The sequence below is a fragment of the Acinetobacter sp. IK23 genome, assembly GCF_035615275.1.
Classification (GTDB): Bacteria; Pseudomonadota; Gammaproteobacteria; order Pseudomonadales; family Moraxellaceae; genus Acinetobacter; species Acinetobacter seifertii.
This window is the reverse complement of record NZ_JANBNX010000026.1, coordinates 43,770-55,239: the sequence shown is the minus strand read 5'-3', so window position 1 is coordinate 55,239 and position 11,470 is coordinate 43,770. Positions and strand designations below refer to the sequence as shown.

Below are 11,470 nucleotides of genomic sequence, written 5' to 3'. Positions count from 1 at the left end.
TTAACTCACTAAATAAAAGCATAGATAATTACCTATGCTTTCTCAATAAGACTATCAAATATCTATTCGAATGAACTAAAAGAAGAGATTGACACAATTATGCATAAAAAGATCCATGCCCGAAAACCTTATGAAGCAATCCTTCTCATGCTTTGTTTTTCCTCCTTCATCAGTTAAAATCTTCCACCTTATAAATACGAATGAGAGAATGAGATCCGTGCGTAAAATTTTAGTCACTAATGCCCTCCCTTATGCGAATGGTCCAATTCATATGGGTCATTTACTCGGTTACATCCAGGCAGATATCTGGGTTCGTGCCATGCGGGCAATGGGTCATGATGTGACTTATGTGTGTGCGGACGATGCTCATGGTACAGCGATTATGCTACGTGCCGAAGCGAATGGTATTAGCCCAGAAGAGCAAATTGCGAATGTTCAAAAAGAACACATTCGTGATTTTGACGGTTTTGGCGTTCATTTCGATCATTACGATTCAACACATAGCGATGCAAACAAAGCACGCTCAACAGATATCTACATTAAAAACCGTGAAGCTGGAAATATTGCAGTTCGCCCTGTAACTCAATTATTTGACCCAGAAAAAGGGATGTTCTTATCTGACCGTTTCATTAAAGGTACCTGCCCGAAATGTAAATCAGAAGATCAATACGGCGACTCATGTGAAGTGTGCGGTACAACTTATAATGCAACAGAGTTACTTAACCCGCGTTCAACTTTAAGTGGTGCAACACCAGTTGAAAAATCATCAGACCATTATTTCTTCAAACTTCCAAACTTCTCTGAATATTTACAAAAATGGACGCGTGATGAAGGACGCTTACCACTTTCAATTGCGAACAAGTTAGATGAATGGTTTGAAGCTGGTTTAGCAGACTGGGATATTTCTCGTGATGCACCATATTTCGGCTTTGAAATTCCAGACGCGCCAAATAAATATTTCTACGTGTGGGTAGATGCCCCAATTGGTTATATGTCTAGTTTTGAAAACTACATCAAAACTAAACGCCCAGATTTAAACTTTGATGATTTCTGGAAAAAAGACAGCCAAAACGATGTTTATCATTTTATTGGTAAAGACATTGTTTACTTCCATGCTTTATTCTGGCCTGCAATGCTTGAAGGTGCGAACTATCGCACCCCAACAGGCTTGTTCGTAAATGGTTTCTTGACTGTAAATGGACAAAAAATGTCTAAGTCACGCGGTACTTTCATTAAGGCCGAGACGTATTTACAGCATTTAAACCCAGAGTATTTACGTTACTACTTTGCTTCTAAGCTTTCAGATAAAGTTGAAGACTCTGACTTGAACCTTGATGACTTTGTTCAAAAAGTAAACTCAGACTTAGTCGGTAAAGTCGTGAATATTGCTAGCCGCTGTGCAAAATTCGTCAATAGTAGCTTTAACAATACTTTATCTACTGAATGTACAGAATCTGAGTTAGTACAAAGCTTTATTAATGCAGGCGATTCAATTGCTAAAGCATATGAAGCACGGGAATTCTCTACGGCGATCCGTGAAATTATGGCGCTTGCTGACCGTGCAAACCAATATATTGATGAGAAAAAACCTTGGGCACTTGCGAAACAAGAAGGTCAAGAGCAACAAGTTCTTGATGTATGTTCTGTGGGTATCAACTTATTCCGTCAACTCGCGGTGTACTTGGCTCCAGTTCTTCCAACTTTGGCAAAGCAAGTTCAAGATTTCTTAAAACTTGAAAGCTTCGATTTCGAGTCACGTAAACAAATTCTTGTAAGCCATGAGATTGCGCAGTTCCAGCCATTGATGCAACGTGTTGATCCAAAAGCTGTTGCGGCAATGGTCGATGCTTCTAAAGAGTCTTTAGGTGCCCCTGCTCCAGAAGCAACTAAAGCAACGGCGAAAAAGGACAAAGCTGCCGAGAAAAAAGCTGCCCCTGCTCCAGCAGTGGGTGAAGCTGAAATTATCGGTATCGAAGACTTCTTAAAAGTTGACTTACGTGTTGCTCAAGTACTTGAAGCAGGTACGGTTGAAGGTTCAGATAAATTACTTCAATTGACGTTAGATGTTGGTGAAGCTGAACCACGTAACGTATTTAGTGGTATTCGTAGTCAATATGCGCCAGAAGACCTAAAAGGTAAATTGGTTGTTATGGTTGCAAATCTTGCACCACGTAAAATGCGTTTTGGTATTTCAAACGGTATGGTACTTGCTGCTGGAAATGGTGAAGGTATTTTCATTATTTCACCAGATAGCGGTGCGAAACCTGGCGATAAAGTTTCTTAATTTGTCTTAATAAAAAAGCTCCCTAACTTGGGAGCTTTTTTTAACTATAAATTTTCTAGAGACATCTATAAGAAGGCTTAAATTATAACCAAGGCCGCCCTTCGCAAGGGTTACTAAATAAAACGTGTATATTGCCCAACTCTTCATTTGTTAAATAGCCATTCTTATTTTGATCTAAATAATGAAATAACTCTGCTTGTTTATTGTCTCCCTGAAAACGCTTATCCGTAGGCCAGTTATACGGGTAGAAATCTTGGACACGTTCAAATTCTTTTAAGCTGTACATTCCATCATGATTTAAATCATATTTTTCCTGAAAAAGCTTCCAATCCAAGGATGCAGGCTCACATGCACTTACTACATTTAACATGCAGTAAGTGATGCAAGCTGTGAGTAACTTAATAGTTGGATTGCTCATGATTATTGGCTTGTAAATCGGAAATCTTGTAATCTTTTTCATGAACAGGTGTACCAACAATGCTCATGGTCCGCTCATTTGCTGGTTGTGGCTTACTCATTGTTTTCATCTCACACCCTGTAGTTAAGATGAGAAAAACTACAGAAATGCTCACCATTAGTTTTTTCATAACGTGACCCTCATTTCTTTTTGTTTTATTTATTAAGTTACCACTTTTTAAATATTTAAGTATAAAAAAAGATATTTCAATTTGTATATATTTTACTCAAAAATAAAGCCAGACTTTAAATAGCTGGCTTTGTATTTTTTAGATATTTTAATTAAAGGCTTATTATTTGAAGAAAATTAATTTTAAACCCAACAAACTCACAATGCTTCCAGCCACTCGGTCAACGCCAGTTTTTGCCTTTAAGTACATTGTTCTAGGCTTCTCTGAAGAGAGCAGCATTGCAACACATGAATACCACCCTGCATCAATCATAAAACAAATCACTGGCAATGCAACGTAGTAGTAATTTGGAATTTCTTTTGGCAATAAAGCAGTAAATACACTCGCTAGAACGACTGCAATTTTCGGGTTGCTTAACTGGGTAATCAGGCCATAACGATATGCCTGTTTATAAGTCATTTTTGATTTGCCATCATTTTCCATGGCAATTGGTTCTTTAGCGTGTTTAATAATTTTAAAAGCCAGCCAAAGCAAATACAGTCCACCACCAATTTTTAAGATTAAATAAGCGGAAGGCACTGCTAATAAAACTGCCTGCAACCCCATAACAGCTAGAAAACCAAAAAGAGCTGCGCCTGTACCTGTACCTAAAGCTGTAAACAAACCATGTTTACGTGATTTAGAAATTGAATTTTGTGCTACGTAAATAAAGCTTGGCCCAGGACTTATTGCTCCAAGCATCAATGCCATCGCAATTGAAAAAAGAGGAATAAGGGACTCAAACATTGTATTGACCTAGCATCACGCAATTGCGCGGTATTCTAACAGCTTTTTATGTCACATATAAAAATGGAAAACATATAAATAGTGAAAATTGAATTTTCATGTTTTTACAATTTATATCTTCACAACGGACAAAAATGTCCGTTAAATATATCGGTCTTTAAAACTCTAAAACCAAGAACATGAGTACCCGCCAAAAAATTGCTGCCCATAATCGGGATGAATTACTCAATGCTGCCGAAGAATGTTTTCGTATTCATGGTATTAATGTCCCCTTACAGGTTGTGATTGACCATGCAGGTGTAGGTAGAGCAACTTTTTATCGTAACTTTTGTGATCGTAAGGCTTTAATTAGCGCCCTTTTAGAGCGTGCAATTACACAGCTAGAGCAAAAAGCAGCTCATTTTCAACAATTCGAAGATGGTTTATTTCGTTTAATTGAAGGACATATCGGACAACTTCCTAAGCTTGCAATTTTGCAAGATTTTTGGAGAGTGATTGATCGACAAGATCCAATTATGTTAAAAATTTATGAACGGCGAAATAATGCACTTAAACCACTAATTGAAAATGCCATAGAACAAAAACTGTGTCGAGCTGATCTCACTGCCAATGACTATGCAATGGTCACTGCAATGTTGGGTTCTTCATTTCAAGGACATGAGCCAGAAGAACAGACTCGCTTAGCAAAACGAGCAATTGAATTACTATTTAATGGTATTCAAGTACAAAAATTCGAGGGACAGAATGAGTAAAACGCCTCGTTATTTAGAAACACCACCCGACTGGACACCAGACGAGCAACCGACTTTGCCTGGTTCACCAGCAGCGATTGCACACTCTGTACCTAAGCGGTTTATTTATTTTTTTATTGGTTTATTTATCGCCCTTTCAGCAAGTTTAAGTAATGGTTTTATTACGGCGAATTTACCTTTAATTCAAGGTGAATATGGACTGACACCTTCTGAAGCTGCTTGGCTACCTGCTGCTTATGTCATGGCAAATGTCAGCTCAAACCTGATTTTGTTTAAAGCCCGGCAACAGTATGGCCTGAGAGTATTTTCCGAAATAGGACTGGTTATTTTTATTGCCGTGCTGGTTTTACATATTTTTGTGCATACCTACGAAATGGCGCTGTTTGCTCGGGTTGTCGCAGGTTTGGCTGGTGCACCTCTCAGCTCTTTAGGTATGTATTACACCATGCAAGCTTTTAAAAAAGCAGATATGGCAAAAGGTATATATATTGCCTTCGGTTTTCAGCAGTTAGGTGTTCCGCTCGCTTGGATTATTTCTCCATTTCTTGTTAGTACAGACAGTTGGTCTGTTCTATATACCTTTGAGTTAGGTTTAGCACTTTGTTGTTTAGCGATGGTTGTTTCACTGAAATTACCACGTAGCTTACGTATTTATGTATTTGAGAAGCAGGATTTCTTTACCTTTGCTTTACTGGCTCCTGGTTTTGCATGCTTATGTATTGTGCTCACACAAGGCCCAATTTTATGGTGGTTTAACAGTGAATGGCTGGCCTATGTATTAATTGCCGGCTTTAGTTTGGTTGTTCTTGGTTTGCTCTATGAACACTATCGTGCCAATCCATTAATTATGACACGTTGGCTAGGTACTGCTTCGACCCTACGTTTCATTTTTGGTGCTTTTGCTATTCGACTTCTAATGTCAGAGCAAAGCTATGCTGCTGTTAATTTCTTAAAAGCTATGGGAATGGGGCCTGATCAGTTTGTACCGCTTTATGTAGTCATATTCATTGGGATTTTAAGCGGAACACTGTTTAGTGCACTGACTTTTTCACGTGAACGAATTATCTTCCACTTACTTTTCGCAGAGTTCTTAATTCTGGTTGCATGCGGACTAGATTACCACTTAACCAGTGATGTTCGGCCTGTGAACTTCTTTGCAAGTCAGTTCTTAGTAGGCTTCGCAGGTGGTTTATTTATTGGACCTTTACTGCTCATTGGTTTTGCACAAACTTTGGCTAAAGGCCCCTCGTATGTAGTGACTTTTATTGTCTTGTTTTCTGCAACTCAAACCTTTGGTGGCCTTGTCGGGTCTTCTTTCTTCTCGACCTATCAACAACATCGCACGCAGAACTATCAAGTCGAGATTATTAAAGATTTAGAACAATCCGATCCGTTAGTTTCTCAAAGGCTCTCCACCTATCAACGTAGTGCAGCCATCACAACAAATGACCCAGCATTACAAACGACTCAGGCCATGCGCACACTCAATCAAGTCGTCACCCGTGAAGCCCAAGTGCGCGCCTACAATGATGTTATTGCGTTAAACGGTATTTTTGCTATCGCATTGCTCTTATGGGGTGGATTTAACATTGCCCGTAGTAAATATCTACAACGTAGAGGAATTAGCCGTCCTTAAAGGCTTTTGTTATTGATGAAATAGAAATTGAGATTGATATATGTCAGATGATCAAAACAAACCGGAACAATCACCTGCTCAGGTTCCTGCCAACGAGCCAACACCTGCACCTGCACCTGCACCTGCACCTGCAAGTAAATTGATTCCGACAAAAAGCTCAACTCTGTTATGGATGTTGGGTGTGCTTATTATCGGTATTTTAGTAATTTTATGGGCATGGAGAATTGGTCCTTTTGCAACGAGTGTCCAGCAAACTGACAATAGTTATGTTAAAGGTAAAACTACGATTTTATCCTCACAAATTAATGGCTACGTTAAAGATGTACTAGTCAAAGACTTTGACCACGTAAAAAAGGGTCAAGTGTTAATGCACATTGATGCAACCACTTATGACCAAAAAGTAACTCAGGCAGCTTCTGGGGTTGAACAAGCTAAAAATACTTTAGCCAACCAAACCCAATCCATTGCTCAGAAGCAAGCTGATATTGTGGCGGCGCAAGCTAAAGTCGATCAAGCAAAAGCTCAATACGAACTCTCTTTAGCTCAGCTTAGACGTTACCAACAGCTAGGAAATAGTGGTGCAGCCTCTAAATCTGAGCAAGATAAAGCCGCGGCCGATGCTGAAAATAACCTTGCAGCACTGAAACAGGCAGAAGCGAATGTTTTAGTTGCTAAAGAGGCTTTGAAAACCGCACAGGTCGCAGAAGCTGGCTTAGAAGCACAAGTTTCAAGTGCTAAAGCACAGTTAGACCAAGCACAGACCACCAAAGACTATAGCGTTATTGTTGCTCCAATGGATGGTCAACTGGGTGAAGTAAACCCTCGTGTTGGACAATATGTCGCGGCAGGCTCACAGTTACTCTACTTAATTCCACAGCAAACTTGGGTGATTGCTAACTTTAAAGAAACCCAAATTGCCAATATGCGAATTGGTCAAAAAGCATGGTTTACTGTCGATGCCATGAACCACAAAAAATTTACAGGCCATGTTGAGCAAATCTCGCCTGCTGCAGGTTCAGAGTTCAGTGTGTTAAAGCCAGACAATGCGACAGGCAACTTTACTAAAGTTGTGCAACGCATAGCTGTACGTATCACCATCGACCCAAATCAGGAAGGAATGGAACACTTACGCCCTGGCATGTCAGTGATTACTTCTGTCGACACAAGTTCTTAATCAGCTTTTTAAAGTTCTCTTTAAAAAGTTACAATGTGATCATTCATTATTTTTCTCAATTTCTAATGTTTGATCACATTGCCCAGCCTATTTCCTATCAACACATTGAACTCCCCTCATCTGTTCATCTCGACATTAAAAGGATAGATCTAATTCATCCTCAAATTTCGGGCAATAAATTTTTCAAACTAAAATACAATCTGCTTGCCGCAAAACAACAAGGACTATCAAATATTTTGACTTTTGGTGGCGCTTATTCAAACCATATTGCTGCAACGGCTTATGCAGCTCATATTTTTGGCTTAAATAGTATTGGAATTATTCGTGGTGAAGAGTTAGCGAATAAGCCTCTTAACCCTACTTTGGAAAAAGCACAAAGTTTGGGAATGCAGCTACATTTTGTCTCACGCAATGAATATCATTTGAGAAATGATGAAAACTATCTTCAACAGTTGCATCTTCAATTTCCTGAAACTTTCATTATTCCTGAAGGTGGCACCAATGAAATGGCAGTTCAAGGTTGTCAGGAAATTCTTAGTCAGAGTGATTTAAAGCAATACGATGTGATTTGCTGTGCAGTGGGAACTGGCGGAACGATTTCGGGTCTTATTGAAAGAAGTTCAGCACATCAAAAAGTTTTAGGGTTTTCGGCTTTAAAAGGTGACTTTTTACAACAAGAAATTCAGCAGTGGACTAAGAAACAGAATTGGTCTCTGACAGATGCTTATTGCTGCGGAGGTTATGCCAAAACGTCACCTGAACTATTTGCATTTATTGAGAGTTTTGAAGCGAAATATGCCGTGCCTCTAGAACCGATCTATACGGGAAAAATGATGTTCGGTCTGTTTGACCTTATAAAGAATCATTACTTTCCTGAAGGAACTCGTATTCTGGCTATTCATTCTGGTGGTTTACAGGCAGATATAAGAAATAAATCGCACCAATAATTTACTCATTTTAGTTAAGGTTTTCTCTACGGCAATAAATGTCTTTAGCACGAGTAAGTGCTGACATGGTAGTATATGCCCCTTTTTAATTTTCACGATTAATCGAGAATCTCTTATGTCTAACAGTCATGTCGATGTCATTGTCTTAGGTGCAGGCGCTTCTGGACTCATGTTGGCTGCACATGCTGCTAAACGAGGGCGCTCGGTTTTAATTTTAGAAAAAGCCAACAAAATTGGTAAAAAGATTTTAATGTCGGGCGGAGGCAAGTGTAACTTTACCAATCTCTATGTAGAGCCTGATAACTATATTTCTCATAATCCTCACTTTGTCATTTCTGCCCTGTCACGCTATAGCAACTGGGACTTTATCGGTTTGGTATGTGACTACAAAATTGCCTATGAAGAACGAAAACACGGGCAATTATTTACGCTAAACGGCGCTAAAGAAATTTTAGAGATGTTGGTGAGTGAGTGTAATAAAACCAACAATGTTGAAATCCAAACCCATTGTGAAGTTGGGCAGATCGATCCATTAGAACAAGGCGGTTTTTCTGTACACACCAACCAAGGTCGATTTAGCTGTGAGTCATTAGTGGTTGCTACAGGCGGTTTATCCATTCCGACTTTGGGTGGCTCTGGTTTCGGCTATGAACTAGCACAAAAATTTGGACATACAGTTTTCCCAACCCGTGCTGGTTTAGTTCCATTTACTTTTTCAGATCATATTAAAGAAGTCACCACACGTTTAAGTGGCAATGCTTTAGATGTGACTTTAAGCAACTCAAAAAATAGCTTTACTGAAGCGTTATTATTTACCCATCGTGGCTTAAGTGGACCAAGTTCCTTACAGCTTTCTAACTATTGGAATACTGGAGAAAGTTTTAAAATTGACTTTTTCCCAAGCCAAGATTTAACAACTTATTTAAAAGACAAAAAGAAAGCACAGCCGAAAGTTTTATTGCGTACCCTTCTGAATGAATTTACCGCGAAAAGTATTGTACAAGAGCTACAACAACTCATATGGACAGAGCATAGCGAAACGGCAATTGGTAATATTAGTGATGCACAGCTAGAGCATATTGCCGAGCAGTTACATGGTTTTTCGGTTAAACCATCAGGCACTGAAGGATACCGTACTGCCGAAGTGACCTTAGGTGGAATTGATACAACCGAAGTTTCATCTAAAACGCTCGAAAGCAAAAAGCAGAAAGGACTGTTCTTTATTGGAGAAGTACTTGATGTAACCGGCCATTTAGGAGGTTATAACTTCCAATGGGCTTGGTCTTCTGCTTATGCAGCAGCACAATATGTTTAAATGCGGAATAAGCTAATTTGCTGCTTTAGACTCACTTGATGATTTTTCAGCATCACGTGTATGCGTTGTTGCCTGTTTTGATGCGTCAGATTTGCTAAATACAAATTTATAAGCACTTGCTAAAAAACCAACGGTAATCCCAGCAATTACAACAGGTGCTAAAAAACGACCAGGTTTTTTCATCGTATTTTCCTCACTTATTTGTTTTTATAGCTGTCAAAGACAGAACGACCACTCATATAGAGTGGTCGAACTTATCACAAAAATCAAAGATTTTTTGTACGGTTTATCTGAAAATTAGTTCACTCACTAAATTTCATCATTTTCACCAGTAGAGCCAAATGGTTTATTTACAGGTGGTTGTGCTGGGTTTACCTGTGCAGAATCTGCTGGTTTTGCATCAGATGGAACCGCTGACGGTGGAGTTGTCGTCGTTGATGAAGTTGGAGTTGAAGACGTACTCGCTGTTGTTGTAGTAGGTGGTTGATATAAAGGATTTGGATGATTTGCTTCTTTTTTCGCTTTATCAAGCAAATCAGATAGCAATCTTTCTGCTGGTTGGCGACCGCCTAAACCAAATGCAAGAGCGAAAGCAACTGCAACTGCGCCTAGAGTCAAACCAAATGCAAGATTAACGATTGAATCTGCAATACCCATCGCTCTTAAACCAAGTGCAAGTACGAGACCAATAATTAACACACGAACTAAACTACCTAACCAACGCGAGCTATTATATTCGCCGCGTTGAACCACGTTCGCCACCACATTGGCAAGCCAGAAACCAATAACCAAGATTACAGCGCCCAATAGAATGTTTGCACCGAAATGGATAAACATTGCTATTAGACCACTTATTTGATCGAAACCAAGACGATCCGCAGCTTCAGAAACTGCAAATAGCATAGTAAAGAATACAATTAACCAGCCAACTGCGTTAGAAACTTTAGTTTGACCTAAAAAGCGTTGTACATCTAACTTTGCAGGAATTTCATCAACACCTGTACCTGCAATTAATTCTGCAACTAAGCGGCCAACAAAACGAGAAACAATATAAGCAACCAGTAGAATTAAACCAGCAGCAATAATGTTTGGAATCGCCTGCAAGATTTCATTGAGCATTGCTGTTGCTGGTTGAGAAATTGTCTCAATGCCTAAAGCTTCAAACGCTACAATCAATGTTGTAATAATGATGATTGCAAAAACAAATGAACCTAAGAATTTGCCTACGTTAGAGCTTTTGAAAAGACCAATTTTTTCAGCTTGAGCTTGAACACCTAAGCTATTGATTAGACCTTCAACAATACCACGCACAATTTTTGCTAAGATATAACCAACAAAAACGATAACGCCAGCAATGAAGATATTTGGTAAGAAGGCAATCGCCTCATTCACCATGTTTTGAACAGGAATAAGTAAGCCTGTTAATCCTAATATTGAAAGAACAATCGGAAGGAAAAGTAACAATACAAGCCAGTAAAGAATTTCACCAATATTCTGGCTAATTCCACCTACACCCACTTCACTGCTTAACTTATCGTCAAGTTGAGTTCGGGATAAAACATTGGTCACCCCAGCTCGCACCAGTCGAGCAACGATCCAACCAATAAAACCCACCACAACAGCAGCAATAATATTTGGAATATAGACGAGTACCTGATTCACCATATTGCTGAATGGGCCACTCACTCCACTAATGTTAAGTACATTTAAAGCAGCAACAACGGCAAGAATCAAAATAAACCAAAATATGACTTTGGAGACGAGACCTTCTATATTGGGAGTACGCCCTGTAGCTGAAGATAATTTGGCATTGGTATTTAATTTTTGCAGAAGTTTTTTTACCCCTGCTGCTACCACTAAAGCGATTATCCAGCCAACCAGTAAGATGACAATTGCAGCCAAAATAGGATGAAACTGATCCCAGTAATACATCGCATCAAACTGAGCGCCGCGAGGCCCATTAAAAAATTCATTCATATTGATATGTCC

Annotated in this window: 11 protein-coding genes; 6 read left to right on the top strand and 5 right to left on the bottom strand. The window is 39.2% G+C overall.

Annotated elements, in window-relative coordinates; all coding sequences use genetic code 11:
• The first annotated feature begins 217 nt into the window (after positions 1–217).
• Complete coding sequence (gene metG / locus MSG95_RS15280; RefSeq protein WP_324624667.1) at positions 218–2,284, top strand: methionine--tRNA ligase; 2,067 nt, start codon at positions 218–220, stop codon at positions 2,282–2,284.
• Between the two features lie 82 nt (positions 2,285–2,366).
• On the opposite strand, the gene MSG95_RS15275 is transcribed toward metG, so the two are convergent.
• The 3 genes from MSG95_RS15275 to MSG95_RS15265 form a co-directional block, all read right to left on the bottom strand.
• On the bottom strand, positions 2,367–2,702 hold the full coding sequence (locus tag MSG95_RS15275) for a calcium-binding protein (RefSeq protein WP_324624666.1): 336 nt from the start codon (positions 2,700–2,702) through the stop codon (positions 2,367–2,369).
• Entirely contained in the window at positions 2,683–2,871 is a 189-nt protein-coding gene (locus tag MSG95_RS15270) for an NF038215 family lipoprotein (RefSeq protein WP_019457069.1), read from the bottom strand. The genes MSG95_RS15275 and MSG95_RS15270 overlap by 20 nt, the downstream gene beginning before the upstream one ends.
• 162 nt (positions 2,872–3,033) lie before the next feature.
• Positions 3,034–3,657 (bottom strand): LysE family translocator, encoded by a 624-nt coding sequence (locus tag MSG95_RS15265; protein WP_049066979.1) that lies wholly within the window; start codon positions 3,655–3,657, stop codon positions 3,034–3,036.
• Positions 3,658–3,836: 179 nt separating this feature from the next.
• On the opposite strand from MSG95_RS15265, the gene MSG95_RS15260 reads away from it, so the two are divergent.
• The 5 genes from MSG95_RS15260 to MSG95_RS15240 all read left to right on the top strand — a co-directional run bounded on the left by MSG95_RS15260 (position 3,837) and on the right by MSG95_RS15240 (position 9,481).
• Complete coding sequence (locus MSG95_RS15260; protein WP_324624665.1) at positions 3,837–4,409, top strand: TetR/AcrR family transcriptional regulator; 573 nt, start codon at positions 3,837–3,839, stop codon at positions 4,407–4,409.
• Positions 4,402–6,045 carry an MFS transporter gene (locus MSG95_RS15255; RefSeq protein ID WP_174742710.1) on the top strand — a complete coding sequence of 548 codons (1,644 nt, stop codon included), beginning with the start codon at positions 4,402–4,404 and terminating at the stop codon, positions 6,043–6,045. Before MSG95_RS15260 ends, MSG95_RS15255 begins: the two co-directional genes overlap by 8 nt.
• A gap of 40 nt (positions 6,046–6,085) precedes the next feature.
• Positions 6,086–7,219 (top strand): HlyD family secretion protein, encoded by a 1,134-nt coding sequence (locus MSG95_RS15250; RefSeq protein WP_324624664.1) that lies wholly within the window; start codon positions 6,086–6,088, stop codon positions 7,217–7,219.
• Positions 7,220–7,284: 65 nt separating this feature from the next.
• Positions 7,285–8,166, top strand: coding sequence for a 1-aminocyclopropane-1-carboxylate deaminase/D-cysteine desulfhydrase (locus MSG95_RS15245; protein ID WP_324624663.1), 882 nt, complete (start codon positions 7,285–7,287; stop codon positions 8,164–8,166).
• A 115-nt stretch (positions 8,167–8,281) separates the two neighbouring features.
• Positions 8,282–9,481 carry an NAD(P)/FAD-dependent oxidoreductase gene (locus MSG95_RS15240; protein ID WP_324624662.1) on the top strand — a complete coding sequence of 400 codons (1,200 nt, stop codon included), beginning with the start codon at positions 8,282–8,284 and terminating at the stop codon, positions 9,479–9,481.
• 12 nt (positions 9,482–9,493) lie between these two features.
• Here MSG95_RS15240 and MSG95_RS15235 read toward each other — a convergent pair whose 3' ends face one another.
• Together MSG95_RS15235 and MSG95_RS15230 are read right to left on the bottom strand one after the other, a co-directional pair.
• Positions 9,494–9,664 (bottom strand): hypothetical protein, encoded by a 171-nt coding sequence (locus MSG95_RS15235; protein WP_324624661.1) that lies wholly within the window; start codon positions 9,662–9,664, stop codon positions 9,494–9,496.
• 126 nt (positions 9,665–9,790) lie between these two features.
• Positions 9,791–11,458, bottom strand: coding sequence for a mechanosensitive ion channel (locus MSG95_RS15230; protein WP_324624660.1), 1,668 nt, complete (start codon positions 11,456–11,458; stop codon positions 9,791–9,793).
• Between the last annotated feature and the right edge of the window lie 12 nt (positions 11,459–11,470).

Coding starts and splice junctions, on each gene's coding strand:
- MSG95_RS15265 (WP_049066979.1), bottom strand. CDS start 3,657: ATGTTTGAGTCCCTTATTCCTCTTTTTTCAATTGCGATGGCATTGATG.
- MSG95_RS15260 (WP_324624665.1), top strand. CDS start 3,837: ATGAGTACCCGCCAAAAAATTGCTGCCCATAATCGGGATGAATTACTC.
- MSG95_RS15270 (WP_019457069.1), bottom strand. CDS start 2,871: ATGAAAAAACTAATGGTGAGCATTTCTGTAGTTTTTCTCATCTTAACT.
- MSG95_RS15275 (WP_324624666.1), bottom strand. CDS start 2,702: ATGAGCAATCCAACTATTAAGTTACTCACAGCTTGCATCACTTACTGC.
- MSG95_RS15255 (WP_174742710.1), top strand. CDS start 4,402: ATGAGTAAAACGCCTCGTTATTTAGAAACACCACCCGACTGGACACCA.
- MSG95_RS15235 (WP_324624661.1), bottom strand. CDS start 9,664: ATGAAAAAACCTGGTCGTTTTTTAGCACCTGTTGTAATTGCTGGGATT.
- MSG95_RS15230 (WP_324624660.1), bottom strand. CDS start 11,458: ATGAATGAATTTTTTAATGGGCCTCGCGGCGCTCAGTTTGATGCGATG.
- MSG95_RS15250 (WP_324624664.1), top strand. CDS start 6,086: ATGTCAGATGATCAAAACAAACCGGAACAATCACCTGCTCAGGTTCCT.
- MSG95_RS15240 (WP_324624662.1), top strand. CDS start 8,282: ATGTCTAACAGTCATGTCGATGTCATTGTCTTAGGTGCAGGCGCTTCT.
- MSG95_RS15245 (WP_324624663.1), top strand. CDS start 7,285: ATGTTTGATCACATTGCCCAGCCTATTTCCTATCAACACATTGAACTC.